The following is a 25,963-nucleotide window of genomic DNA, read 5'->3' on the forward strand; positions in this document are numbered from 1 at the left end:
GCTACCCTGCCGGCTGCTCGTCGAGCAGGCGCTGGAAGAGTGCGGCGGTCTCGGCGTCGAAGAGCACGAAGCGCACCCGCTCCAGGTGCGGGCAGCGGGGCAGGGTGGCGGACACCGTCTCCAGCGCCACCCGTGCGGCCTCCTCCAGCGGGTAGCCGAAGGCGCCCGCCGAGAGGGCCGGGAAGGCGACGCTGCGCAGCCCCTCGCGCTCGGCAAGCGCCAGGGCGTGGAGATAGCAGTCGGCCAGCAGCTCGTCGGCGGGCTCGTCGACGCCGTAGACCGGCCCCAGGCAGTGGATGACGTGGCGGTTGGGCAGGCCGAAGGCCGCGGTGATCACCGCCTCGCCGGGGCAGATCGGCGCCAGGGGGCGGCAGGCGCGGTCGAGCTCGGGGCCGGCGGCGCGGTGCAGGGCACCGGCCACGCCGCCGCCGGGGCGAAGCTGGGCATTGGCGGCGTTGACCACCGCCTCCATGTCGGGCTGATGGGCGATATCGCCCTGGACACACTCGATCATCTTGCCTCCTGTCAGGCGTCTCGAGGGCCGTGCCGCCAAAGCGGCAGCCCGGCCAGGTCGTCGCGTCGGTCGGCAGCCAGCGGCAGGCGCTCCCGCGCCTCGGCCAGCGCCGCCTTCGACAGCGTCAGCCGCTGCCACCTCTCCTGTGGGCCGAAGTCCAGCGTGGGGTGAGCCTCGTCCATCAGCGGCGGGCAGAGCAGCGAATGGCCCCAGGCCTCGCCGGCGCGATTCAGGCTCAGCCACCACTGCTGATGCTCCATGGCGCGGGTGGTGACGAAGGCGTGCCAGCTGGCGAAGGAGAAGTCGCGGGTGAAGGCCACCGGGTGCAGCACCAGCTCTACCCCCTCGGCGGCCAGCCGGCCGGCAAGCGCGGGGAAGCGCAGGTCGTAGCAGATCATCACGCCCACCCGCCAGCCGGCGATGTCCACGACCAGCAGGGTCTCGCCCGGGGTGAAGTGGGCGGCCTCGGCGGAGGCGCCGAACTGGGCACAGTGCAGCTTGTCGTAGACCCCCGCCAGGGCGCCATCCGGCCCCACCAGCACCTGGCTGATATGGCGTCCCCGGTCGCCGCGACGGGCCGTGCCGTAGGCGATGGTGCAACCCAGCCGCCTTGCCAGCTCGGCGAAGCGCTCGAACACCGGCCCCTTGAGGTCGTCGTCCAGGTCCCCCAGGCAGGCGAAGGCGCCGCCGCCGTACTCCATGCTGGCGAGCTCCGGCAGCACCACCAGGTCGGGGGGCTCCTCGGCGCAGCGTGCCTCGACCTCTCGGGTGAGGCGCCCGAGCCAGGCGAGCTGGTCGCCGCGACAGCGGGTGGGCGGGATGACGGGCTGGCAGGCGAGCAGTTCCATGGGGCCTCCAGGGGCATGCGACCATCGGGCGCGGGTACCATTCGGCGAGGGCGGCCTATAATCGGCCGTTCACCTCCTTCCTCAGGCTATCAGGAGTTCCGATGTTCTTCCCGCCGCGCCTCGCGCCCCTGGTCTTCGCCGTGCTGATGTCGCTCTACATGGTGAGCCTGATGACCTTCGTGATCACCTGGGTCAACACCGGGCTTTCCGAGGGGTTCACCGGCCGCTGGTGGCGTGCCTTCTATATCGCCTGGCCGATCGCCTTCGCCCTGATCCTGGTGGGCGCACCGCGCCTTCAGCGCCTGGCGGCGATGCTGATCCGGCGGCCGCCCGGGCAGGGGTGATGACGCTCGGCAGGAGTGTTGCGGTTTCTAGCGATTTTCGTGACATTCGTTGCAAATCGGCACAGAAAGTTGCAACCCGGGCCTCGTCCCTGTACCAATAGCCTCCCCCCGATAACCGATGCCGGCACCGCCTCCCGTGGCGGCAGCCCCGAGCCCCCTGCCCGGGCGCCGGACGCGACAACAGGAGGAGGCGAGATGAACCAGAGCGTCAACATCGCGCTCGGCAGCCCCGCAGCCGAGGCCTTCGAGGCCCGCCAGTTCAAGGTCTACACCCACCGTCAGCTCGACAGGATCGAGGCGATCCAGAACCTGCCTGACGACCTGCGCTTCGACATGCGGGTCGTCAGCCAGGTGCTGCCGTTTCGGGTCAACGAGTACGTGATCGAGGAGCTGATCGACTGGGACAAGGTGCCCGAGGACCCGGTCTTCCAGCTCACCTTCCCCCAGCGCGGCATGCTGCTTCCCGAGCACTTCGAGGAGGTGGCCGAGCTGATGCGCCGCGAGGCCTCGGCCGCCGAGATGAAGCCTGCGATCGAGCGAATCCGCGCCGAGCTCAACCCCCATCCGGCGGGGCAGATGGACCTCAACCTGCCGCTGCTCGATGGCGAGCCGCTGCCCGGCATGCAGCACAAGTACCGCGAGACGGTGCTGTTCTTCCCGAGCCAGGGGCAGGTGTGCCACAGCTACTGCACCTTCTGCTTCCGCTGGGCGCAGTTCGTCGGCGACAAGGACCTCAAGTTCGCCTCCAGCGAAGCGGACTCGCTGCACCGCTACCTGGCCGAGCACACCGAGGTCACCGACCTCTTGATGACCGGCGGCGACCCCATGGTGATGAAGGCCAAGCACCTGCGTCAGTATCTGGAGGGGCTGATGGCGCCGGAGCTGGACCACGTCCAGGACATCCGCATCGGCACCAAGAGCCTGACCTTCTGGCCCTATCGCTTCGTCACCGACCCCGACGCCGAGGATATCCTCGCGCTGTTCCGCGAGCTGACGGCGGCCGGCAAGCATGTCGCCTTCATGGCGCACTTCAACCACTGGAAGGAGATGGACACCCCCATCTGCCGCGAGGCGATCCGCCGCATCCGCGCCACCGGGGCCGAGATCCGCACCCAGGCGCCGCTCCTCAAGCACATCAACGACGATGCCGACCAGTGGGCGAGGATGTGGACCACCCAGGTGCGCCTGGGGATGATCCCCTACTACATGTTCGTGGAGCGTGACACCGGTGCCCGCCACTACTTCGAGGTGCCGCTGGTGCGTGCCTGGGAGATCTACCGCGAGGCGATGAAGCAGGTGCCGGGCCTGGCCCGTACCGCCCGTGGACCCTCCATGTCCGCCGACCCCGGCAAGGTGGAGATCCAGGGGGTCACCGAGATCCAGGGGGAGAAGGTCTTCGTCCTGCGTTTCATCCAGGGCCGCGACGGCGACTGGGTGCAGCGTCCGTTCTTCGCCAAGTACGACGAGGCCGCCACCTGGCTCAACCACCTGGAACCGGCGCTGGGGGAGAGCGAGTTCTTCTTCGAGGCCGAGTTCGCCGCCATGAAGGACGCGAAGCAGGCGCTGATCATGAAGGCGTCGTAGGGCCCGGCCTCCTTGCTGTGGTGCAGCATAAGATAAACGCCTCGTAAACGCTCGGCCTGACTAGAATGAGGAGTGAAGGTCTGCCGGTCCCTGCCCAGGCGATGCGTGTCCGGCATTACCCCGAGGAAGGATTTTTCGCTAAAGTAGGAGGGAGTGGTAAGTCAGGCGACCTGCGCGGCAGGGCCGCTGCCACTCGTCTGCCGACAACGTCAAAGAGGTGTGTTCATGAAACGCCATGCTTTCTCAGCTGCCGCCTTCACCGGCGCGCTCCTCGGCGCCGCGATGGTCGCATCGCCCGCCGTGGCCCAGGAAGAGAAGTTCATCACCATCGGGACCGGTGGTCAGACCGGCGTCTACTACGTGGTCGGCCAGTCCGTCTGCCGCCTGGTGAACCGTCTGGAAGACGCCAACATCAAGTGCAACGCGCCCTCCACCGGCGGCTCCGTGGCCAACGTCAACGGCATCAAGTCCGGCGAGCTGGACATGGGTGTGGTGCAGTCCGACGTCCAGTACCAGGCCTACAACGGTACCGGCAACTTCGAAGGCGAACCCTACGAGGACCTGCGTGCGGTGTTCCGCGTCCACGGCGAGCCGCTGACCCTTCTGGCCCGCGCCGATTCCGGCATCGAGACCCTCGACGACCTGGAAGGCAAGCGCGTCAACATCGGCAACCCGGGCTCCGGCCAGCGCAACACCATGGAAGTGGTGATGGAGGCCAAGGGCTGGGACATGGACACCTTCTCGCTGGCCTCCCAGCTGGATGCTGCCGAGCAGGCCGCCGCCCTGGCCGATAACAACATCGACGCCATGGTCTATGTGGTGGGCCACCCCAACGGCTCCATCCAGGAGGCCACCACCACCGTCGACTCGCGCCTGATCCCGCTCAACGATGAGGCCATCGACGGCATCGTCGAGGAGTATCCCTACTACTCCAAGTCGGTGATCCCCGGCGGCCTCTACAAGGGCAACGACGAGGACGTCGAGACCTTCGGCGTTGCGGCCACCTTCGTGACCACCGCCGAGGCCGACGAGGAGGTCGTCTACCAGACCGTCAAGGCGATCTTCGACAACTTCGATCGCTTCACCCAGCTGCATCCGGCCTTCCAGAACCTGGATCCGGAAGAGATGGTCAGCCAGGGTCTCTCTGCGCCACTGCACGACGGCGCCGCTCGCTACTATCGTGAGCAGGGCTGGATCGAGTGATCCGGTGATCTGAGGTGATGACACCTCGGTGAAGAATGCGCGGTCACCCGAGGGGGCCGCGCATTCTGTTTGAGGGATGCCGCCCGGCATCGCGGATGGACGCTACACCCAACACTCAGGGCAGGGTACGCTTATGACCGAGGACAACAAGAGGGCCGCCGGGCACGAGGTCGACTTGGAGGATATGGTCGCCTCCAGTGACTCCGGGGCGAGGAAGCCGGCGGGCACGCCCGGCAAGCTGCTGGTGGGGATCGCCGCCGTCTGGTCGCTGTTCCAGCTGTGGATCGCCTCGCCGCTGCCGTTCATGCTGGGCTTCGGTGTGTTCAATGCCACCGAGTCCCGCTCCATCCACCTGGCCTTCGCGCTCTTCCTGGCGTTCATGGCCTACCCGGCGCTCAAGCGCTCGCCGCGGGACCGCATCCCCATCCAGGACTGGGTCTTCGCCGCCGTCGCCGCCTTCTGCGGCGCCTACATGTTCCTCTTCTACGAGCAGCTCGCCCAGCGCCCGGGGGCACCGATCCTGCAGGACGTGATCATCGGTGTGGTCGGCATCCTGCTGCTGCTGGAAGCGACTCGCCGGGCCCTCGGTCCGCCGCTGATGATCGTGGCCAGCGTCTTCCTGGCCTACTCCCTTGCCGGCCCCTGGATGCCGGGCATCCTCGCCCACGGCGGGGTGAGCCTCTACGGCCTGGTCAACCACCAGTGGCTGACCACCCAGGGGGTCTTCGGCATCGCGCTGGGGGTCTCCACCAGCTTCGTCTTCCTGTTCGTGCTGTTCGGTGCCCTGCTCGACAAGGCCGGGGCCGGCAACTACTTCATCAAGGTCGCCTTCTCGCTGCTGGGGCACTACAAGGGCGGGCCGGCCAAGGCCGCCGTGGTGGCCTCGGGCATGACCGGCCTGATCTCCGGTTCCTCCATCGCCAATACCGTGACCACCGGCACCTTCACCATCCCGATGATGAAGCGCGTCGGCTTCCCCTCTGAGAAGGCTGGCGCCGTGGAGGTGGCCTCCTCGGTCAACGGCCAGATCATGCCGCCGGTGATGGGGGCCGCGGCCTTCCTGATGGTGGAGTACGTCGGCATCTCCTATGTGCAGGTGATCAAGCACGCCTTCCTGCCGGCGCTGATCTCCTATATCGCGCTGATCTATATCGTCCACCTCGAGGCGCTCAAGGCCAACATGCAGGGCCTGGAGAGCAGCAACCCGCCGAAGCCGCTGGTGCGCAAGGCGATCGGCTTCCTCGGTGGCCTGCTGCTGATGATGGCCACGGCGCTGGCGGTCTACTATGGCCTGGGCTGGCTCAAGCCGGCGCTGGGTGACGCCGCCGTCTGGGTGGTGGCCGCGGGCCTGGTGGTGATCTACCTGGCGCTGCTCAAGGTAGGGGCCCGTTACCCGGAGCTGGAGCTCGATGACCCCAGCCAGCCGGTCTACAAGCTGCCCCAGACCCGTCCCACGGTGATGGTCGGTCTGCAGTACATCCTGCCGGTGATCGTGCTGGTGTGGTGCCTGATGGTGGAGCGTCTCTCCCCGGGGCTCTCAGCCTTCTGGGCCACGGTGCTGATGATCTTCATCATGCTGACCCAGCGGCCGCTGATGGCACTGTTCCGCGGCAAGAGCGACATGGCGGCGGACATCCGCGAAGGCGCACTCGACCTGTGGAACGGCCTGGTGAGCGGTGCCCGCAACATGATCGGCATCGGCATCGCCACCGCCACCGCCGGCATCATCGTCGGCGCCGTCTCCCAGACCGGCGTCGGCCTGGTGCTGGCCGACGTGGTGGAGACCATCTCCATGGGCAACCTGCTGCTCATCCTGTTCTTCACCGCGGTGCTCAGCCTGATCCTCGGCATGGGCCTGCCCACCACGGCCAACTACATCGTGGTCTCGGCGCTGCTGGCGCCGGTGATCATCCAGCTGGGCGAGCAGAACGGCCTGCTGGTGCCGCTGATCGCGGTGCACCTGTTCGTGTTCTACTTCGGCATCATGGCCGACGTCACGCCGCCGGTGGGGCTCGCCTCCTTCGCCGCGGCGGCGGTCTCGGGGGGCGATCCGATCCGCACCGGTTTCCAGGCCTTCTACTACAGCCTGCGCACCGCGGCGCTGCCGTTCCTGTTCATCTTCAACACCGATCTGCTGCTGATCGATGTCTCGCTCTTGCAGGGCATCCTGATCTTCGTGGTGGCCACCATCGCCATGCTGATCTTCGCCGCGGCGACCCAGGGCTTCATGATCACCCGCAACCGCTGGTACGAGTCGATCCTGCTGCTGCTGGTGGCCTTCACCCTGTTCCGTCCCGGCTTCTGGATGGACCAGATCCACGATCCCTACCGGGAGGTGCCGCCGGCGCAGTTCGTCGAGGCACTCGGCAACGTCGACGAGGACAGCACCCTGCGCCTGCAGATCGCCGGCCTCGACGCCTTCGGCGACCCGATGACCACCTACATGACACTGCCGGTGCCGGAAGGGGAGACGGGCCAGGAGCGGCTGGACAACCTGGGGCTGATGCTGCTGATCGAGGACGACAAGGCCGTCGTCGACATGGTGACCTACGGCAGCCAGGCGGCCCAGCTCGGTTTCGAGTTCGACCAGGAGATCATCCAGGTGCTGGCCCCGGTCGATCGCTGGACCAAGGAGCTGATGTGGATCCCGGCCTTCCTGGTGTTCGGCCTGATCGTAGTGTTGCAGCGTCGGCGGCGTGATCGCACGGCCGCCGCGGCGTCAGCCTGAAGGAGAGAGCGTCATGTACCAGAAGATCATGTTGCCGGTGGACCTCAACGAGGAGGCCTCCTGGAAGAAGGCGCTGCCCACGGCGCTGGCCCTTTGCCACAGCTTCGGTGCCTCGCTGCATGTGGTGACGGTGCTGCCGGACTACCGCATGCCGCTGGTGGGCTCCTACTTCCCCAAGGACTTCGCCAAGAAGGCCCATGAGGCGGTCTCCGAGGCGCAGCATCGCTTCATCCAGGAGAACGTGCCCGAGGACGTGACGGTGCAGAGCGTGATCGTCGACGGCTCGCCCTGGGAGGCGATCGTCAAGGCGGCCAAGAAGCTCGAGGTGGACCTGATCGTGATGGCCTCCCACAACAAGCGCAAGTTCGCCGACTACGTGCTCGGCCCCAATGCCGAGCACGTGGTGCACCACTCGAAGGTATCGGTGATGATCGTGCGTTGAATGCGGCGACTCCGGCCGCCTCCCTTCCTTCCATCACCATCGCGTGACGGGCCCCGACCAGGCGTCGGGGCCCGTTTCGTCGTGGGCATCCGGCGTGAAAATCCCCAGCGTGAAAAAGGGCCAGTGGTATTGCCTGCAGAGTTGACCCGCATCAACTAGATTAAGGATGGGTTAACGACGAAATGCGCCGTTAACGTGTCTCGATGGGTCGGCCGAGCCGAGCCATTCGTGCAGCGCCTGCAACGGTCGGGCGGAAAACGGTGAAGAGAGGTGACACATGAATGCGGCAACCGCGAAAGCACGTCACGCGCCGGCAGCGCCGGGCGTCAGGATCACCATCCAGCCGGTGGGGATGGATCGCCCCCGGGCCTGGCTCGCCGCCGGCATCGAGGACTTCCGGCAGGCCACTGCGGTCAGCCTGGCCTACGGCATGTTCTGGGTCGGCCTGAGCATCGCGGTCACCGTGGGCGCCGTCTACCTCGGCCTCTGGCACTGGTTGCTGCCGCTGGTGGCAGGCTTCATGTTCATCGGGCCGCTGGTCGCGGTGGGCTCCTACGGCATCAGCCGCGCCCTGGAGGCCAATCGCGCCCCGCACCTGGGCGATGCCTTCGGCGCCTGGCGACCCCATGCCGGCCAGCTGGCGATGATGGGCGTGATGATGATGATCTTCTTCATGGCCTGGATCCGCGTGGCCACGCTGCTGTTCGCGCTGTTCTTCGGCTTCGAGGTGCCCAGCCCCGACGCCCTCTATGCGGCGCTGCTGACCACCCCCCAAGGCCTCGGCATGATCGCCGTCGGCACGGCGCTGGGCAGCGTGCTCGCCTTCGGCGCCTTCGCCATCAGCGTGGTGGCGATCCCCACCCTGATGGACCACGACCTCACCTTCATGGAGGGCATCGAGGCCAGCGTGCGGACCGTGGCGCGCAACTTCCGTCCGATGCTGCTGTGGGCCGCCATCCTCACCGGCTGCGTGCTGGTAGGCGTGCTGACCTTCTATATCGGCCTGGCGCTGATCCTGCCGGTGCTCGGGTTCGCCAGCTGGCATGCCTACGAGGAGCTGGTGGTGGTCAAGCCCGTGGAGGAGAAGCAGGAGTTCCACGGCTGACCAGGAAGACCCATCGATCGAGGGAAACGACCCGCGGGGGCGCCGAGGCGCCCCCGCGGCGTTTTGCCCGCGCCCATCGTCGAGCTGACCCCGCCGCCGGGATCGGTTAGGCTGGCCGCCCTAAGTTGCCTTCAAGGGTCCCTGTCATGCGCCTGTCGATCGCTGCCTTGCTGCTGGCCACGCTTCCTCTGTTCGCCGTCGCCGCGGCGCTGCCCGAGCCCGAGGGAGAGGTACTGCTGACCGTCAGCGGCGATATCCGCCATCCCAACGTCGGTGAGGTGGCGCAGTTCGACCGTGCCATGCTCCAGGACCTGTCGCTCGTGGAGGTCTGCACCCGTACCCCCTGGCACCGCGAGCACGGCTGCTTCGAGGGGCCGCTGCTGCGCGACGTGCTGGCGGCGGCCGGGGTCGAGAGCGACAGCGTGGTGGTCCAGGCGCTCAACGAGTACCGGGCGCGGATCCCCGTGGCCGAGCTTCGACGCTACGACGTCATCCTGGCCATGCGGCGCAATGGCGAGGCGATGCCGATCCGCGAGTTCGGTCCGCTGTTCGTGCTCTATCCCTTCGATGACCATCCCGAGCTGCACAACGAGGCGGTACGCTTCCGCTCGGTGTGGCATGTCGCCGAGATCCATGCGCCCTGAGGGCGCGCCGGCCCGGGGTGCGGTGCCATGCTGAAGCTGCCGCTGCGCCTGCGGCTGGGGGCCATCAGTGCCCTGGTGCTGTTCGCCGCCGCCCTGGTGGTGGTGGGGCTGGTCTCCTGGCGCCAGGACAGCCTGGCCGGGAGCGTCGGTGGCGACGCGGTATGGCACGCCTACAAGCTCGACCGTGATACCGTGCAGATGCGCAGCTATCTGGTCCAGCCGGACGCCAGCCTGTCCGGCCTGCGCCTGCGCTTCGAGCTCTTCTACAGCCGCCTGACCCTGCTGCGCCAGGGCGACGTCACCGAGCTGATCGCCCGGATCCCGGCCGCGGTGGGGCTGATCGACGAGATCGAGGCGCGCATCGAGGCGCTCGATGAGGCCATCGGCGGGCTCGCCGCCCTCGACGCGGACGCGCAGGACTCCCTGGAACAACGCCTGGAGGCGCTGGGCAACCGCACCGAGCGGCTGGTGATCGCCATCAACGGCCACCTGGCCGAGAGCACCACCCGCGAGCGGCGCCAGCTGCAACGCCTCTACGGCCTGCTGCTGGTACTGATCCTGGCGATGAGCTTCGCCGCGCTGCTGGTGGCGATGATGCTGTTCCGCGAGGCGCGCGACAACGCCGCCGCCCGCCGCGACCTCGAGACCCTGAGCCGGGAGCTCCAGGCCACCGCGCGGCGTGCCGAGACGGCCAGCCAGGCCAAGTCGGAGTTCCTGGCCACGGTGAGCCACGAGATCCGCACGCCCCTGAACGGGGTGATCGGCATGAGCGACCTGCTGCTGGAGGAGCCCCTCGAGGGGCGCGCCCGGGAGTACGCCGCCACCATCCATGACAGCGCGGGCCTGCTGCTGGGACTGATCAACGACCTGCTCGACTTCTCCAAGATCGAGTCAGGACGGCTCGAGCTGGAGTTCCAGCCGCTGGCCCTGGCCGAGCTGGTGGAGGGCGTGGTGACGATCTTCGCCGCCCGTGCCGAGGGGCGCGGCCTGCGTCTCGTGTCACGCATCGCCCCGGAACTGCCGACCCACGTCATGGGCGACGCGGCGCGGCTGCGCCAGGTGCTGCTCAACCTGGTGGCCAACGCGGTGAAGTTCACCGCCGAGGGCGAGGTGCGGCTGACGGCCACCGTCGGTGCCGACGGCAGCCTGTGCCTCGAGGTGCGCGACAGCGGCTGTGGTATCCCCCTCGAGCAGCGCGAGCGCATCTTCGAGCCCTTCCGCCAGGGGGATGCCACCACCGCGCGTCGCTTCGGTGGCACCGGGCTGGGGCTGGCGATCTCGCGGCGCCTGGTGGAGGCCATGGGCGGTGGCATCGAGCTGGAGAGCGAGCCCGGGGTGGGCAGCCGCTTCCGCTGCCGGCTGCCGCTGGTGGCGGCCGTCGCGCCGCCTTCGGCCGGGGAGGGCGTCGCGGCTCCGCGGCGTGGTGCCCCCCGTGTCGGCCGGGTGCTGGTGGTGGAGGACAACCCCGTCAACCAGCGGGTCGCCCTGGCGATGCTCGAGCGCCTCGGGTGCCGAGTCGCGCTGGCCGAGTCCGGCGAGGACGCGCTGGCCCGGGTGGCGCGGGAGCGTTTCGACCTGATCTTCATGGATATCCAGATGCCCGGCATGGATGGACTCGAGGTGACCCGGCGCCTGCGTGCGCAGCACGGCTGGCTCTCCCGGGTGCCGGTGGTGGCGATGACCGCCGGCGGCCCGGAGGGCGAGCAGGCGCGCTGCCTGGCCGCCGGAATGAACGGCTACCTCGCCAAGCCGCTGCTGCAGGGGCCGCTGCGCGAGGTGCTCAGGCGTCACCTGGGCGGCGACGAGGCGTCTGCGACACCCGCGTCCGGGGTGGGGCAGGAAACCCTGGTCGATCCGCTGATCCTCCATGGCCTGCGGTCCTCACTGGGCGAGGAGGGGCTGGCGCCGATGATCGCCCTCTACCGCGAGCAGGCGGGGACGCACCTCGAGGCGCTGGCGACCGCCCGCCGGGCCGGTGACGCCGGCCGCGCCCGCCAGGCGGCCCACCAGCTCAAGGGGGAGTCCGCGAGCCTCGGGGCGGTCAAGGTGGCCGGCCTCGCCGCCCGGGTCGAGCGCCTGGCGGTCGACGGCGACCTCGCGGCGGCCGACGCCGTCATCGCGGAGCTGCGTCGCTGCCTCGCCGCCACCCTGGCCCGGCTCGAGGCGGCCTGACCGCCCCGGCCGCCCGGCGTTGTGGCGGCGCCGCGCTCCGGCCTACACTGGGCCTTCGCCCGCCACCGGAGCCGAGGATGCGCCCTGACACCCCGCCACCGCCCGCGGCCGCCCCCCTGTGTCGCGCGGTCTCGCGCCATGCCGACCCCGAGGCCGCCGTGGCCGAGCTGGGCGAGGCGCTCGACCACCCCGCGCTCGGCGGCGTGCTCTTCTTCTGCAGCGCCGACTATCCGCTGGAGGGCCTGTCGCGGGCCCTGCGGCACACCTTCGGCGAGCTGCCGGTGGTGGGCTGCACCACCGCCGGCGAGATCAGCCCGAGCGGCTACGAGCGCGGCTGCATCGTTGCCATCGGCTTCGCGCGGGAGGACTTCGCCGTCGCCACCGCCCTGGTGGCCGACCTCGACCGCTTCGACCTGCTCGCCGCCCAGCGGCTGGTGGACGACCTGCTCGAGCGCTGTCGTCCGGGGGCCCCGGCGGGCGCCGAGCGCTTTGCCCTGACCCTGCTCGACGGCCTCTCCAGCCGCGAGGAGCAGGTGCTGGCCACCCTGGAGGCGGCGCTGGGGCGCATCCCCGGCTTCGGTGGCTCCGCCGGCGACGACAACCGCCTCACCCGCACCCATGTCTACGCCGAGGGGCGCTTCCACTCCCAGGCGGCGGTGGTGGTGATGGTGGCGACCGCGCTCCCCTTCGAGGTCTTCACCACCCACCACCTGCGCCCGCTGGACCACAAGCTGGTGGTGACCCGGGCCGACAGCGCGACGCGCCGGGTGCTCGAGCTCAACGCCCTGCCCGCCGCCGAGGAGTATGCGCGCCTGGTCGGCGTGCCGGTGGCGGCGCTGGACGCCGAGGCCTTCGCCCTGCACCCGCTGGCGGTGCGCATCGCCGATGCCCACTACGTGCGCTCGGTGCAGCGGGTCAATCCGGACGGCAGCCTGAGCTTCTATTGCGCGGTGGAGACCGGCATCGTGCTCACCGCCATGCATCCTGCGCCCATGCTCGAGCAGCTGGAGGCGGTCCTCGCCGGCCTGGCCGGCCGCCTCGGTGACCCGGCCCTGGTGATCGGCTGCGACTGCTTCCTGCGCCGCCTGGAGCTGGAGAGCCGCGGCGAGCTGGCGGCGGCCTCGCGGCTGCTGGCCCGGGGCAGGGTGATCGGCTTCAACACCTACGGTGAGCAGCACCATGGCATGCACCTCAACCAGACTTTCACCGGAGTGGCCATTGGATCCGCGCCGCCCGCCTGAGCCCGGCGCCTCCCCCGAGGCGCTGGCCGCCGAGAACGACCGGTTGCGCCGCATCTGCGCCGCCCTGATAGAGCGCGTGGAGGCGGGCGGCGTGCCCCATGGCGGCCCCTACGGCGCCTTCGAGCACTCGGTGCTGCTCGCCGAGCAGGTGCGCGAGCGCACCGAGACCCTGCAGCGCACCCTGGCGGCCCTGGAGCGCTCCCGCGCCGAAGCGGAGGCCGCCAACCTCTCCAAGACCAAGTTCCTCGCCGCGGTCAGCCACGACCTGCTGCAGCCGCTCAATGCCGCACGGCTCTTCGCCAGCGCCCTGGAGGGCCAGGCTCTGCCCGCCTCGTCGCGGCGCCTGGTGGGTAGCATCGGACGCTCGCTGAAGGACGTCGAATCGCTGATCGGCAGCCTGGTGGACATCTCGCGGCTCGATGCCGGGGTGCTCAGGCCAGACGTGGCCAGCTTCCCTGCCGAGGAGCTGCTCGGGGTGCTGGCCGAGGAGTATCGCCAGCTGGCCGCCAGCCGCGGCCTCGAGCTGCGCTATGTGCCGACCCGGGCGGTGATCGCCTCCGACCTGGCGCTGCTGGCGCGGGTGGTGCGCAACTTCCTGAGCAATGCGATCCGCTATACCCAGTCGGGACGGGTGCTGCTCGGCTGCCGCCGTCGTTCCGAGGGGCTCGAGATCCTGGTCGGCGATACCGGGCCGGGCATCGCCCCGGCCCAGCAGCGGCTGATCTTCGAGGAGTTCCGTCGCCTCGGAACGGCCGAGGAGGGCGACAACCGCGGCCTGGGTCTGGGGCTGGCCATCGTCGAGCGCATCGGCGGCATGCTCGGCCACCCGCTCGGGCTGGTCTCGCGGCCCGGGCACGGTGCGCTGTTCTCGGTCACCGTGCCCTACGGCGAGCGCGCCGCCCCCGGGGCGGCCGTGCGCGACGAGGCGCCGGAGCCCCTCGCGGGGGCGCGGGTCTGGGTGATCGACAACGACGCCGATATCCGCGACGGCATGGCGGCACTGCTCGGCGGCTGGGGCTGCCGGGTGGCGTGCGCCGCCTCCCCGGAGGCGCTCTCGGGGCCGGCGCCGGCGGCGCTGCTGGTGGACTACCATCTCGGCGAACGGCGCCCCGACGGGCTGGCGGTGGCCCGGGGGCTGCGCGAGCGCCATCCCGGGCTGCCGGTGGTGGTGATCACCGCCAACCACGATGCCGCCCTCAAGGCCCACATCCGCGAGGCGGGCTTCGAGTGCCTGCTCAAGCCGCTCAAGCCATTGCGCCTGCGCCTGCTGCTGGGGGCGCTGCTGGAGGCTCAGCGACCGCGGCGTTCGGCCCGGTAGGCGGCGAGGTCCAGCTCGCCGGCGAGCAGCACCGCCTGCACCCGGCTCTTCACCCCCAGGCGACGCAGGATCGCCGAGACATGGGTCTTCACCGTGGTCTCGGCGATGTCGAGCTCGCGGGCGATGCCCTTGTTGGAGGCGCCGCGGTGCAGGCGCTCGAGCACCTCGAGCTGCTTGTCGGTGAGGCGCGCCAGGCGCGTCTCCAGGGAGGCGGGCAGCGAGCGGTCGGTAGCTGGAGCAGGGGACGGGGGCCGGCGCATCACCTGGGGCGGCAGGTAGAGGTCGCCTTCCAGGATGCGTTCGAGGGCCGCCAGCAGGTCCTCCCGGGGCGTCGACTTGGGGATATAGCCCACCGCGCCGAGCTCGATCGCCTCGAGCACGGTGCGCCGGTCCTGCTCGGCGGAGAGGATCGCCACCGGCAGCCCGGGCAGGGCCTGGCGCAGTCGCGCCAGGCCCTCGAGGCCGGCGGCATCGGGGAGTCCCAGGTCGAGCAACAGCAGGTCGAGGTCGGCCTCGAGCCGTTCGGCCAGCTGCATGGCCTGGGCCAGGCTGTCGGCCTCCAGCAGCCGGCTCTCCGGCAGGCCGGCGGCGATCACCGCGGCGATCGCCTCGCGGAACAGCGGGTGGTCGTCGGCGACCATCAGGGTGGTCATGGGGCTCTCCTGTCCTGGCCCTCCTACCAAGGGAGGAGGGCGTCTCATGCCACCGGAGTATGTCCCAGATCGTGGTGGCGACCAAGACTGGAGAGGCATAGCGATCATAACCACAACACTCAGGAGCCATGCCATGATCTACGCCAATCCCGGCGAGTCCGGTGCCGTCATCACCTTCGAGCAGCGCTACGGCAACTACATCGGTGGCGAGTTCGTGCCGCCGGTGAAGGGCGAGTACTTCGACAACGTCAGCCCGGTCAACGGCCAGGTGTTCTGCCAGATCCCGCGCTCCACCGCCGAGGACATCGACAAGGCGCTGGACGCCGCCCACGCCGCCGCGCCCGCCTGGGGCAAGACCTCCGCCACCGAGCGCTCCAACATCCTGCTCAGGATCGCCGACCGCATCGAGCAGAACCTCGAGATGCTGGCCGTGGCCGAGACCTGGGACAACGGCAAGGCGGTGCGCGAGACCCTCAACGCCGACCTGCCGCTGGCCGCCGACCACTTCCGCTACTTCGCCGGCTGCATCCGCGCCCAGGAGGGCACCGCCGCCGACATCGACGCCAACACCGTCGCCTACCACTTCCACGAGCCGCTGGGCGTGGTGGGGCAGATCATCCCCTGGAACTTCCCGCTGCTGATGGCCACCTGGAAGCTGGCGCCGGCGCTGGCCGCGGGCAACTGCGTGGTGCTCAAGCCCGCCGAGCAGACCCCAGCCTCGATCCTCGAGCTGATGAAGCTGGTCGGCGACCTGCTGCCCCCGGGGGTGGTCAACATCGTCAACGGCTACGGCGCCGAGGCGGGCCAGGCGCTGGCGACCAGCAAGCGCATCGCCAAGATCGCCTTCACCGGCTCCACCCCGGTGGGCGCGCATATCCTCAAGTGCGCCGCCGACAACATCATCCCCTCCACCGTGGAGCTCGGCGGCAAGTCGCCCAACATCTACTTCGCCGACATCATGAACGCCGAGCCGGAATTCATCGACAAGGCGGCCGAGGGCCTGGTGCTGGCCTTCTTCAACCAGGGCGAGGTGTGCACCTGCCCGTCGCGGGCGCTGATCCAGGAGTCGATGTACGACGCCTTCATGGCCAAGGTCATGGAGAAGGTGGGCCAGATCACCCGTGGCAACCCGCTGGACACCGATGTCCAGGTGGGCGCCCAGGCCTCCCAGGAGCAGTTCGACAAGATCATGTCCTACATGGAGATCGCCCGCGACGAGGGTGCCGAGGTGCTCACCGGCGGCGACAAGGCGAGCTTCGATCCCGCCTACGACAACGGCTTCTATATCCAGCCGACCCTGCTCAAGGGCCACAACAAGATGCGGGTCTTCCAGGAGGAGATCTTCGGCCCGGTGGTGGCGGTGACCACCTTCAAGGACGAGGAGGAGGCCCTGGCCATCGCCAACGACACCGAGTTCGGCCTGGGCGCCGGGGTGTGGAGTCGCGATATCAACGTCGCCTTCCGTATGGGCCGCGGCATCCAGGCCGGCCGCGTGTGGACCAACTGCTACCACCAGTACCCGGCCCACGCCGCCTTCGGTGGCTACAAGAAGTCCGGCGTCGGCCGCGAGACCCACAAGGTGGCCCTCGAGCACTACCAGCAGACCAAGAACCTGCTGGTCAGCTACGACACCAATCCGCTGGGCTTCTTCTAGGCCCTGGGCTTCGGGGGCAGCGCCGTGCAGGGCCGCTGCCCCCTCAGGACGCATCAGAATGTGCGGCTCCACCGCTTTCGCCCCCTGGCGAGACATGGTGAGACGGACGTCATCCGGTCGTCCGACCTATCGAGGAGAGACAGCATGGACAACACGATGAAGGCCGCCGTGGTACGTAAGTTCGGCGAGCCGCTGGTGATCGAGGAGGTGGCGGTGCCGCGTCCGCAGCAGGGGGAGATCCTGGTGAAGGTGGCCGCTTCCGGCGTCTGCCATACCGACCTGCACGCCGCCCACGGGGACTGGCCGGTCAAGCCCAACCCACCCTTTATCCCCGGCCACGAGGGCGTGGGCCACGTGGTGGCAGTGGGGGCGGGCGTCTCCCATGTCAAGGAGGGTGACCGCGTCGGCGTGCCCTGGCTCTATTCCGCCTGCGGCCACTGCGAGCACTGTCTCGGCGGCTGGGAGACCCTGTGCGAATCGCAGCAGAACACCGGCTACTCGGTCAACGGGGGCTTCGCCGACTATACCCTGGCCGATGCTGGCTACGTCGGGCGGTTGCCGGATAGCGTCGGCTTCCTGGAGATCGCGCCGGTGTTGTGCGCCGGGGTCACCGTCTACAAGGGGCTGAAGATGACCGATGCCCGTCCCGGCCAGTGGGTGGTGATCTCAGGCATCGGTGGCCTCGGGCATATGGCGGTGCAGTACGCTCGCGCCATGGGCTTCAATGTGGCCGCGGTGGACGTCGATGACGCCAAGCTGGCCCATGCCGAGCGGCTGGGAGCGGCGGTCACCGCCAACGCCTTGAAGACCGATCCCGCGGCCTACCTGAAGCGCGAGATCGGCGGCGCCCACGGCGCGCTGGTCACGGCGGTGTCGCCCCAGGCCTTCGACCAGGCCCAGCGCATGCTGCGCCGCGGCGGTACCCTGGTGCTCAACGGGTTGCCCCCCGGCGACTTCCCGCTGCCGATCTTCGACACCGTGCTCAACGGCATCACCGTCCGCGGCTCCATCGTCGGCACCCGCCAGGACCTGCAGGAGGCGCTGGACTTCGCTGGCGAAGGCAAGGTCAAGGCCACGGTGTCCACCGATCGCCTCGACAACATCAACGCGGTCTTCCAGCGCATGATCGACGGCAAGATCGAGGGCCGCGTGGTGCTCGACATGGCCTGAGTCACGCCATCCGGGAGGAAGCCAAGGGGCGCGACGATCGTCGCGCCCCTTTTTATGGTGTTTATGGCGTTTACGACCCGCGCGACTCGACGGCGCCCGCCTGTCAGGCCCGGGGGCTTCACCGCGGTGCGTCTGCTGCGCCCTCGACCTCCTGCAGAAGCCGGCCCAGGCGCACGCCCAGGGCCAGCTCCTCCTCGACGCCGAAAAGGCGGTGGCGTAGCCGGCCGTGGGCGTCGATCAGCAGCGTGGTGGGGGTGCCCTCCAGCGCCCAGGCGCGCATCGTGCGTGGCCGAGGATCACCGTCGGCGCTGGCGGCGTCGATGGACACCGGGAAGGTATAGCGGTACTCGGCCAGAAACGCCCCCAGCGCCAGGGACGTCATCGCCGCGTGGTGCTCGAACACGCTGTGCAGCCCTATCACCGTCAGCGGGGCGTCGACCAGCAGTCGCGTCACCCGCTGGGCCTGGGGCAGGCCGTGCATGGCGCAGCCCGGGCACAGCATCTGGAAGACATGGATCATCACCACCCGGCCACGCAGCATGCCCAGGGTCAGCGGCGTGTCGCAGTTGAGCCAGCGGCTTACCTGCTAGTCGGGCAGTGCGGTCATGGGCTCGCCTCGTCAGCGATCGATAGCTTCGTTTCACTATGGACGAGGCGGCGCCCCGGTGCCATGCGGTGTTGCCCACGGGCAGCATCAGCACGCGCCGTCGGCGGCGGCCAGCCAGCGCCTGGCCAGGCGCAATGCCTGGTCCAGGTCGCCCACCATCGCCAGGCGCCCGGCGCGGCGTTTAGATCGGCGGGCAGCCGCAACTACCTCTGTTGCTAAGGTGATTTAACTGCATGGTCAGGTTTGCCAGTCGGTCCATAGCGTCTCTTTGAAGGGCTCTGCTGGCAGAGCCCGCTATATGACTAAGTTATGAGGCTGGGCAAGGAGCACCGACGTGCAGAGCCGCCGCAGACATGGCGGGGATATTCAGCGTGAGCTGACCATTCTCCACCGTGATACATTGCTCTTCAGCCGCCACGTTTTGATAGCGGCCATCTGCCATATCGGTTTGAAAAGTGTGGGTGAGCGCTTGCTGCTCCCGGTTAATCGCAATAAAGCCCTGGGCTTCGCGGCTGAAGGCGATTTGATTATGGCCATTATCCCACCAGTGGGTGACCTCTGCGCCGTCGGCTTGTTGGCGAAACGCGACCATATTGGCAATCTCGGGCCAGCGGTGTTCGCATACCCAGGCTTCCCCACATTGGGCCTCGCCCTGCTGATAGACGGGGGCTTGCGGTGGGCCTTGGTCGCTATTAGAAAAAGCGTAGCTTGACATGACTTTCGGGTAACCATAAGGCCATGCCAACATAAACATGTTGGCTAAGCGATAAAGCGCGTCATCTCGATGCGTCAAAATATTGCTGCCGCCCGCACCGTGGCCACGCTGGTTATCGTGGTTGTCGGTAAATACGACGGCTTGTTCGCTCGGCAGCAGGGCAGGCGATTCGCCAAACTGCTGAAGGTTGGCAAGGGTTTGATTGTTGAAAATATCACCAAGAGACGCGCCGTAGCGAAACTCGGTGATATCCGCCGTGCCTTGATACTCCGTGGCACTGATCGCTTCGCCCCCTAGGTCAATCACTTCCTGAAAGGCATAAAGCGGAGCGTCTACCTGCGCCAGAATTTCCGCAATATCGCTGGGTGCCATATGCTTGGCTGCATCGATCCGAATACCTCTTACACCCAGTGCTGCCAAGGTATCCAAGTAATCCGCAATACGGCTCTGCACGGTGGGGTCGCTCGTGTTCAGATCGGGCAAGCCAACTAACTGACATTGTCGAACGCTTTCGGCATTTTGCGCATAGTCGCTCTGTTCGATGCCGCAGGGTTCGTGGAAGTCGTCGCGTTGATAATGGGGATAGCTCAGTGCTTCACTGTCATAAGAGGAGCCTGCAATGCCCTGGCCCTTGCCGTGGGCAACATGGTTAATCACCGCATCCGCATAAACATCGACCCCCGCTGCGTTACAGCGCTGCACCATATCAGCAAATGCTTCGCTGGAGCCGCTGCGGCTTTCAAGTTGATAGCTGACCGGTTGGTAGCGAGTCCACCAAGCATCACCCTGAATGTGCTCTTGTGGGGGCGAGACCTGTACGGCTTTAAATCCTTTTGGGCCTAGCCAATTTTCGCACTCCTGGGCAACATCCTCCCACTGCCACTCAAATAAGTGTACGAACGTGTCGGCGCTAGCAGGTTGCGCGGAAAGCCCTATGCTCAGTGTCGCGCTGGCAGCCAGGGCAACGGAGTATTTCGCAAACATGAGATCACCTTTGTTGGCATTGTTGCTCATAACATGACGGTATGCAGGGTGACTCAAATCCTCCTCGCGAGCCTGTTAAGGGGCGTAGATAAGAGGAGGAGGGCGCCTACTTGTGGAAAACGTCAGTAATAGGGGGCTAGCTCACGGCCTGCCACACCAAGTTAACCCCCACTAAGAACATGGCCAGAATGACTAAGCGGTAAAACAGCTTTTCATTGACGCGACTCTGTAGCCAGAGGCCGTTACGCACCCCGATCCAAGCAACGGGCACAATCAGCAGCGAGGCCCAGGCGGAACCTGTCAACCTGATTCAGACAGCTTGTTAAAAATTAATGTCGATTTCGTCGCGGTGTCGCTTGCCACCGGCAGGGTCGGGAAGTTCACCACGCTGTAGGGTGCCGGGTCGTCGTCATCGGGCTGTACCGGATTGATCGAGACGCTGGCCGGCGGCATCGCCACTTTGGGGCGCCCGCGCGCGAACCGCTCGGGATGCGCCTCGAAGCTGTCATCGAGCGCTCGCTGGCGGATCTCTGCAATCTCGCGGTATCGGCCAGTGAAGACCTGCTCTGGCGTGAAGCCAGCCAGCCCGCTGTGATGGTGCTGCAGGTTGTACCAGTCGACGTAGGCGCTGTACCACTGCCGGGCATGGACGATGCTCTCGAAGCGCCCGGGATAGTCGGGCTGGTACTTGCTGGTCTTGAACTGGCTTTCGCTGAACGGGTTGTCATTACTCACCCTCGGGCGGCTGTGGCTGCACGTCACCCCCAGCTCCCCCATGAGGTCCAGGTAGCTGCGTGCGATCATCGGCGAGCCTCCACGCTCTTGGAGCGGCGGTAGAGCAGCTCGCCGCTCGGCGAGGTGTCGATGTCGGCCAGCATGTCCGGCGTGATGGGGCCGGTCTGGCGGCAGGCGAGGCTGCTGTCGGAGGGATCCGCCAGGTCCAGGTCGGCATCGATATTGCTGAGGTGGCAGGTCACCCCGGGGATCTTGGGGTCCGTGAGGCTCTCGATCTTGATGTCCTTGGTCGTGAACAGGCCCAGGGAGACGTCGCCGACCTCGTTGTCGCTGTCGCAGCCGGCGAGCAGGAGCGAGGTGGCGGTCAGGAGCAGGGCGAACAGGGAGCGGCGGCGAGCGCGTGGCATGGGGTGTCCTTCAGGGATCGCGCGGGTTTCCATCATGATACCCGCTTCTCCAGGCTGGCCAGCCAGCGCTCGGCCAGGCGCCGGGCGTGGGCCGGGTCGCCCACCATGGCCAGGCGTCCGGCCCGGCGGCGCAGGCCCGCGCGGCGAAGCTTGAGCACCAGGCGCGCCGGCAGCCCCACGAACACCAGGCCGATGCCCTCTGCCTCGAGCTCCTCGGCCAGCGTCTGCAGGGCGACGATGGCGGTGGCGTCGAGGCTCGGCACGTCGCGCATGTCGAGCAGCATCACGCGGATCTCCGGGTCCACCAGCCGCAGCGAGGAGACCGCCTTCTCGGCGGCGCCGAAGAACAGCGGGCCGTCGATATCGTAGAGCGCCACCCCGGCCGGCAGGTCGCCGCGGTCCGTCTCGTGTGGCGCGTCCAGCCGCCGTGTCTCGGTCACCTCGGCCATGCGGCGGATGAAGAGCGCCGCCGCCAGACCCATGCCCACCGCCACGGCCAGCACCATGTCGAAGATCACCGTCAGGGCGAAGCAGATCACCAGGATCGCCGCGTCGCTGGCCGGGGCGCTTCTCAGCGTATGCAGGAAGTGGCGTGCCTCGCTCATGTTCCAGGCGATGATGAACAGCAGCGCGGCGAGTGCCGCCATGGGCACCAGGGCCAGCACGCCCGCCAGCAGCACCACGGCCAGCAGCACCACCAGCGCATGGACCACCGCGGCGACCGGCGAGACGGCGCCGCTGCGGATGTTGGTGGCGGTACGCGCGAGTGCCGCGGTGGCGGTGATGCCACCGAAGAAGGGCGCGGCGATGTTGCCCAGCCCCTGGCCCAGCAGCTCGGCGTTGGGGTCATGGCGGGTGCGGGTCAGGCCGTCGGCCACCACCGCGCAGAGCAGCGACTCGATGGCCCCCAGCATGGCGATGGCCAGGGCCGGGCCGAGCAGCTCGCGGATCAGCGCGAAGTCCACCGTCAGCGGGGTGCCGTCGGGGCCCGGCAGCTGCCAGGGCAGCACCAGGCTCGGCGCGAAGGGCGGGATGCCGCTGCCGCTCTCGCCCTGCAGGCTCCAGCTGAAGCGCGAGGCGATGGTGTCCACCTCCACGCCCAGGGGCGTCACGGCCAGCGCCGCCAGGGTGCCCACGGCGAGCCCCACCAGCGGCGCGGGAATCGGCAGGCGCAGGCGCGGCCACAGGATCAGGGTGGCCAGCGTCACCAGGCCGACGCCCAGCTCGGCGGGGTCGAGGGTCGCGAGTGCCCCGCCGATGGCGGCGGCATTGCCCAGGGTGCTCTCGCCGAGGGCCACCTCGAGGCCCAGGAAGTCGGGGAGCTGCAGCAGGGCGATGACCACCGCGATACCGGCGGTAAAGCCCAGCACCACGGGGTAGGGCACAAACTGGATCAGGCTGCCCAGCCGCGCCAGCCCCAACGCCACCAGGATCAGCCCGGCCATCAGGGTGGCGATCAGCAGTCCGCCGATGCCGTGGTTGGCGACGATGGGGAACAGGATCACCACGAAGGCGGCGGTGGGGCCGGAGACGTTGAAGCGCGAGCCCCCGGTGAGGGCGATGATGGCGCCGGCGACGATGGCGGTGTAGAGGCCGTGCTGGGGCGGTACGCCGGTGGCGATGGCCAGCGCCATGGAGAGGGGAACGGCGACGATGCCGATGGTCAGGCCGGCGAGCAGGTCGCGGCGCAGCTCGGCCAGGCCGTATCCCCGGCGCCAGGTGGCCAGCAGGGCGCTGCCGGGCAGGGGAAGGCGGTAGCCGGCGTCATCGGAGGCGCGTGACATGGCAACTCCTTTGCTTGCTAAAGAGCGAGGCCATGACGTTACGCCGCCGCCGACGCCGCCGCAAGGCGGCCAAGGTCGCAGCCGCGGCGTGTCGCAGCAAAGACACAGACGAGGACGCCCGGCACGGGGCCGGGCGTCGCGAGTGGCGGAGGGGGAGGAGTGGGTCAGTCGGCGCGGCCCTGGCCGTCGCCCTTGCCGCCCTTGGGCTCCTTGACGTAGGCCTCGCGGGCGGTCTGGCGCATCTCCTCGAGCTGCTCCTCAGTCAGCAGCTCACCCAGCGCGGCCTGGTGCTCGTCGCGCAGGGCCTGGAAGGCCTCGCGGCGCGCCTCGCGGGAATCGAAGTCGCGGTCGCGCAGCTCGGCCATCGCCGCGTAGTGCTCCCGGCGCAGCTCGCCGAGGGCCTCGCGCTCCTCCTCGGAGAGGTCCCAGCCGTCGACCATCTCGGTCATGCGCCGCTGCAGGGAGGTGGCGCGGCGCTGGTGCCGCTCGGCCTGGGACTCCTGGTGCATCTCCAGGCGCGCCGCCTTCAGGGCCTCGCGCTGCTCATCGCTGAGCAGCGCGTCGATGCGCTCGCGATGCTCCCGGCGCAGCTCGGCCATGGCCTCGCGGTGCTCGCGGCTGGCGCTCTCCAGGGCCTCGCGGGTCTCGGCGTCGATGCCGGCGCGCTCGAAGAGGGCGGCGCGCCGCTCGGCCTGATGCTCGGCGCGGGCCTCGAGCCACTGCTCGCGGGTCTCGGCGCCATCATCGGGTGCGGCGGTGGCCGTGAGCGCCACGGGGGCGATGGCCAGGGCGAGCAGGGCGGCGGCCAGCGTCTTGCGGGGGAATCGGGTCTGCATGGGGAAGCTCCTTGGGCCTCGGGTTGACCCCTGTCACTCTGCGCCGCCGGCGTGCAAGGTCGATGCAGCGACGGTGCAACGAGGGTGCAGGTTCACGCCTCCGGCTGGTACTTGTAGCCGACGCCGTAGACCGAGCGGATCACCTCGCGCTCCGGCCATGCCTCGGCGATCTTGCGGCGCAGCTTCTTGACGTGGCTGTCCACGGTGCGCTCGGAGACGATGCGATGGTCGCGGTACATGTGATCCATCAGCTGGTCGCGGGAGAAGATGCGCCCCGGGGCGTGCATCATCACCTTGAGCAGCTGGAACTCCACGGCGGTGAGGCCGAGGTCGTGGCCGTCGGCCAGGGCGCGCCAGCCCTCCTCGTCGAGCACCAGGTCGCTTCCGGCAGGGTCGGGTTCACCGGCCAGCTGGCTGCGGCGCAGCACCGCCTTGACCCGAGCCACCACCTCGCGGGGGCTGAACGGCTTGCAGATGTAGTCGTCGGCGCCCAGCTCCAGGCCCAGCAGGCGGTCGACCTCCTCGACCCGGGCGGTGAGCATGATCACCGGCAGCGCCGGCCAGCGCTGGCGGATCTCGCGGCACAGGGTCAGCCCGTCGGTGCCGGGCAGCATCAGGTCGAGCAGCACCAGGGCCGGCCCCTCGCCGGCCTGGCGGGTCTCCTCCAGCCATGGGATGACGGCATCACCGTGGTCCAGGTGATGGGGCTCGAAGCCGCTGCCGGCCAGGTAGTCGGCCACCAGGCGGGCGATCTTGGGTTCGTCCTCGACGATCAGGACGCGCGGCGGCCGTTCGGTGTGGGTCATGGGGTCTCCTCCCTGAGCGTGGCGTCATCGAGTGGGGGAAAGCGCAGGGTCCAGCGTAGCCCACCCAGCGGCGAGGCGGCGGCCGTCATCTCGCCGCCGTGGGCCTTGACCAGGGCAGTGGCGATGGAGAGCCCCAGCCCGCTGCCGCCACTGGCGCGACTGCGCGAGCCCTCGACCCGGTAGAGCCGCTCGGTGAGCCGCGGCAGCACCGCGGCGGGCACCCCGGGAGCGCTGTCCTCCCAGGTCACCACCGGGCCACCGGCGTCGCGGGCGAGGACGACGCGCAGCCGGCCGGGGGCCCGGGTATAGGCGCAGGTGTTGTCGAGCAGGTTGCTCCACAGCTGGCGCAGGCGGCTGGCGTCGCCGCGGATCCAGGCCGGCCCCTGGATCGCCTGCTCCAGGGCGATGCCGCTGTCGTCGAGCCAGCCGCCGGCCTCCTCTAGCCGCTGGGCCAGGCTCTCGGCCAGGTCGATGGGGGCGAGCTGTACCTCCAGGGCCCCGGCGTCGCTCTGGGAGAGCAGGCGCAGGTCGGCCACCAGGCGCTCCAGCTGCCCGACCTCCTGGGAGAGGGAGTGCAGGCTGTCCGGGTCCAGCGCGCGGATGCCGTCCTGCATCGCCTCGATCTCGCCGCGCAGCACGGAGAGCGGGGTGCGCAGCTCGTGGGCGATGTCGGAGACCCAGCGGCTGCGTGCCTCGCGGCTCGCCTCCAGGGTGGCGGCGAGCACATTGAAGTCGCGGGAGAGGCGCGCGAGTTCGTCGCGGCCGCGTTCCGTCAGGCGGGTGCCGTAGTCGCCCTCGGTGAGCCTTCGGGTGGCCAGCGCCATGCCGCGGGTGCGTCGCCCCAGCCACCAGGAGAGGCCGCCGGCGAGCAGCAGCGAGGCCAGGCCCAGGGCGCCGATGATGATCCCCAGGTTGCGCTGCTGGCGGCTGAGGAAGATGCGCTCCATGCGCGCCATCAGCTGTTCCGGCGGTCGGTAGCCCAGGGTGCCGACCCGCTCGCCCTTGTGCTCGATGGGCAGCCAGCGCAGGGTGGCCGCCTCCTCGTCGTCATCCGGCGGCAGGCCGATCACCGGCAGCCCCGTGCCGTCGTGGAGCACGAAGTCCCTGGGGTCGCCCAGCTGGCGCTCGATGCCCACCGGCGCCGGGCCGGCGCCCGGCCACAGCTGGCGGCGCACCAGGCGGTGCCAGGCGCGCGGCGACTCGCGCAGCCACTGCCAGTCGCCGCGGCGTGCCCACTCCTCGGCGAGCCCGGCGGCCAGGGTCTCGGCGCGCTGGGTCTGGGTCTGGTCGAGGTAGTCGATGAAGCCCTGGTCCAGGCTGCGCGACACCCCCAGGAACACCAGGCCGGAGATGGCCACGTTGACCACCAGGATCACCGCGAACAGCTTGATGCCCAGCCGGGAGATGGCGGGGCGGGGCAGGGTCAGGCGCATGGGCGTCTCGCCGCGAGCAGGGTGGTCCGCCAGGGT

23 protein-coding genes and 1 pseudogene are annotated in these 25,963 nt (G+C 68.9%); 12 read left to right on the plus strand and 12 right to left on the minus strand.

Annotation, left to right across the window (positions count from 1 at the left end; all coding sequences use genetic code 11):
* Nucleotide 1 precedes the first annotated feature (1 nt).
* Nucleotides 2-514: a macro domain-containing protein gene (locus BLP95_RS01015; RefSeq protein ID WP_089676337.1), complete on the minus strand. Its 513-nt coding sequence runs from the start codon at nt 512-514 to the stop codon at nt 2-4.
* Between the two features lie 11 nt (nt 515-525).
* Nucleotides 526-1,362: a carbon-nitrogen hydrolase family protein gene (locus tag BLP95_RS01020; protein ID WP_089676338.1), complete on the minus strand. Its 837-nt coding sequence runs from the start codon at nt 1,360-1,362 to the stop codon at nt 526-528.
* A gap of 101 nt (nt 1,363-1,463) precedes the next feature.
* Between BLP95_RS01020 and BLP95_RS01025 the strand changes: the two genes are divergently transcribed.
* From BLP95_RS01025 to BLP95_RS01070, 10 genes are all read left to right on the plus strand, one after another.
* Nucleotides 1,464-1,706 carry a DUF2798 domain-containing protein gene (locus tag BLP95_RS01025; protein ID WP_089676339.1) on the plus strand — a complete coding sequence of 81 codons (243 nt, stop codon included), beginning with the start codon at nt 1,464-1,466 and terminating at the stop codon, nt 1,704-1,706.
* Between the two features lie 195 nt (nt 1,707-1,901).
* A complete protein-coding gene (locus BLP95_RS01030; protein ID WP_089676340.1) occupies nt 1,902-3,290 on the plus strand; it encodes a KamA family radical SAM protein in 1,389 nt (462 codons plus the stop codon).
* A gap of 225 nt (nt 3,291-3,515) precedes the next feature.
* Complete coding sequence (locus BLP95_RS01035; RefSeq protein WP_089676341.1) at nt 3,516-4,493, plus strand: TAXI family TRAP transporter solute-binding subunit; 978 nt, start codon at nt 3,516-3,518, stop codon at nt 4,491-4,493.
* A gap of 133 nt (nt 4,494-4,626) precedes the next feature.
* Nucleotides 4,627-7,221, plus strand: coding sequence for a TRAP transporter permease (locus BLP95_RS01040; RefSeq protein WP_089676342.1), 2,595 nt, complete (start codon nt 4,627-4,629; stop codon nt 7,219-7,221).
* A 13-nt stretch (nt 7,222-7,234) separates the two neighbouring features.
* Nucleotides 7,235-7,663 carry a universal stress protein gene (locus BLP95_RS01045; protein ID WP_089676343.1) on the plus strand — a complete coding sequence of 143 codons (429 nt, stop codon included), beginning with the start codon at nt 7,235-7,237 and terminating at the stop codon, nt 7,661-7,663.
* Between the two features lie 277 nt (nt 7,664-7,940).
* Nucleotides 7,941-8,768, plus strand: a complete 828-nt coding sequence (locus BLP95_RS01050) for a DUF2189 domain-containing protein (RefSeq protein WP_089676344.1) — start codon at nt 7,941-7,943, stop codon at nt 8,766-8,768.
* Between the two features lie 146 nt (nt 8,769-8,914).
* Nucleotides 8,915-9,412, plus strand: a complete 498-nt coding sequence (locus tag BLP95_RS01055) for a putative pterin-binding protein (protein WP_089676345.1) — start codon at nt 8,915-8,917, stop codon at nt 9,410-9,412.
* 27 nt (nt 9,413-9,439) lie between these two features.
* Nucleotides 9,440-11,584 (plus strand): ATP-binding protein, encoded by a 2,145-nt coding sequence (locus BLP95_RS01060; RefSeq protein WP_089676346.1) that lies wholly within the window; start codon nt 9,440-9,442, stop codon nt 11,582-11,584.
* 77 nt (nt 11,585-11,661) lie between these two features.
* Nucleotides 11,662-12,825: a nitric oxide-sensing protein NosP gene (gene nosP / locus BLP95_RS01065; RefSeq protein ID WP_089676347.1), complete on the plus strand. Its 1,164-nt coding sequence runs from the start codon at nt 11,662-11,664 to the stop codon at nt 12,823-12,825.
* The gene (locus tag BLP95_RS01070; RefSeq protein WP_245678646.1) at nt 12,803-14,143 is read left to right on the plus strand and encodes an ATP-binding response regulator; all 1,341 of its coding nucleotides are present in this window, start codon (nt 12,803-12,805) and stop codon (nt 14,141-14,143) included. The genes nosP and BLP95_RS01070 overlap by 23 nt, the downstream gene beginning before the upstream one ends.
* Here the strand turns inward: BLP95_RS01070 and BLP95_RS01075 are convergent.
* Entirely contained in the window at nt 14,116-14,796 is a 681-nt protein-coding gene (locus tag BLP95_RS01075; RefSeq protein WP_089676349.1) for a response regulator, read from the minus strand. The genes BLP95_RS01070 and BLP95_RS01075 overlap by 28 nt on opposite strands.
* A 133-nt stretch (nt 14,797-14,929) precedes the next feature.
* On the opposite strand from BLP95_RS01075, the gene exaC reads away from it, so the two are divergent.
* Entirely contained in the window at nt 14,930-16,450 is a 1,521-nt protein-coding gene (gene exaC / locus BLP95_RS01080; protein ID WP_089676350.1) for an acetaldehyde dehydrogenase ExaC, read from the plus strand.
* Between the two features lie 144 nt (nt 16,451-16,594).
* A complete protein-coding gene (adhP, locus tag BLP95_RS01085) occupies nt 16,595-17,620 on the plus strand; it encodes an alcohol dehydrogenase AdhP (RefSeq protein WP_176760200.1) in 1,026 nt (341 codons plus the stop codon).
* Nucleotides 17,621-17,738: 118 nt separating this feature from the next.
* Here adhP and BLP95_RS01090 read toward each other — a convergent pair whose 3' ends face one another.
* The 9 genes and pseudogenes from BLP95_RS01090 to BLP95_RS01125 all read right to left on the minus strand — a co-directional run bounded on the left by BLP95_RS01090 (nt 17,739) and on the right by BLP95_RS01125 (nt 25,927).
* Nucleotides 17,739-18,161 (minus strand): TlpA disulfide reductase family protein, encoded by a 423-nt coding sequence (locus tag BLP95_RS01090; RefSeq protein WP_218118503.1) that lies wholly within the window; start codon nt 18,159-18,161, stop codon nt 17,739-17,741.
* Between the two features lie 373 nt (nt 18,162-18,534).
* Nucleotides 18,535-19,956, minus strand: coding sequence for an alpha-amylase (locus BLP95_RS01095; RefSeq protein WP_218118504.1), 1,422 nt, complete (start codon nt 19,954-19,956; stop codon nt 18,535-18,537).
* Between the two features lie 106 nt (nt 19,957-20,062).
* Nucleotides 20,063-20,221, minus strand: a pseudogene (locus BLP95_RS17025) (sulfite exporter TauE/SafE family protein); the annotation flags it as partial.
* Nucleotides 20,222-20,226: 5 nt separating this feature from the next.
* The gene (locus BLP95_RS17030; RefSeq protein ID WP_089676352.1) at nt 20,227-20,730 is read right to left on the minus strand and encodes an integrase core domain-containing protein; all 504 of its coding nucleotides are present in this window, start codon (nt 20,728-20,730) and stop codon (nt 20,227-20,229) included.
* Nucleotides 20,727-21,068: a CreA family protein gene (locus BLP95_RS01105; protein WP_342670377.1), complete on the minus strand. Its 342-nt coding sequence runs from the start codon at nt 21,066-21,068 to the stop codon at nt 20,727-20,729. Before BLP95_RS01105 ends, BLP95_RS17030 begins: the two co-directional genes overlap by 4 nt.
* Before the next feature lie 32 nt (nt 21,069-21,100).
* The gene (dauA, locus tag BLP95_RS01110; RefSeq protein ID WP_089676353.1) at nt 21,101-22,852 is read right to left on the minus strand and encodes a C4-dicarboxylic acid transporter DauA; all 1,752 of its coding nucleotides are present in this window, start codon (nt 22,850-22,852) and stop codon (nt 21,101-21,103) included.
* Nucleotides 22,853-23,016: 164 nt separating this feature from the next.
* Nucleotides 23,017-23,688: a hypothetical protein gene (locus tag BLP95_RS01115; RefSeq protein ID WP_089676354.1), complete on the minus strand. Its 672-nt coding sequence runs from the start codon at nt 23,686-23,688 to the stop codon at nt 23,017-23,019.
* A 92-nt stretch (nt 23,689-23,780) separates the two neighbouring features.
* The gene (locus tag BLP95_RS01120; RefSeq protein ID WP_089676355.1) at nt 23,781-24,494 is read right to left on the minus strand and encodes a response regulator; all 714 of its coding nucleotides are present in this window, start codon (nt 24,492-24,494) and stop codon (nt 23,781-23,783) included.
* The gene (locus BLP95_RS01125; RefSeq protein ID WP_089676356.1) at nt 24,491-25,927 is read right to left on the minus strand and encodes an ATP-binding protein; all 1,437 of its coding nucleotides are present in this window, start codon (nt 25,925-25,927) and stop codon (nt 24,491-24,493) included. Before BLP95_RS01125 ends, BLP95_RS01120 begins: the two co-directional genes overlap by 4 nt.
* Between the last annotated feature and the right edge of the window lie 36 nt (nt 25,928-25,963).

Origin of the sequence: Halomonas shengliensis (assembly GCF_900104135.1) — a bacterium.
Classification (GTDB): domain Bacteria; phylum Pseudomonadota; class Gammaproteobacteria; order Pseudomonadales; family Halomonadaceae; genus Halomonas; species Halomonas shengliensis.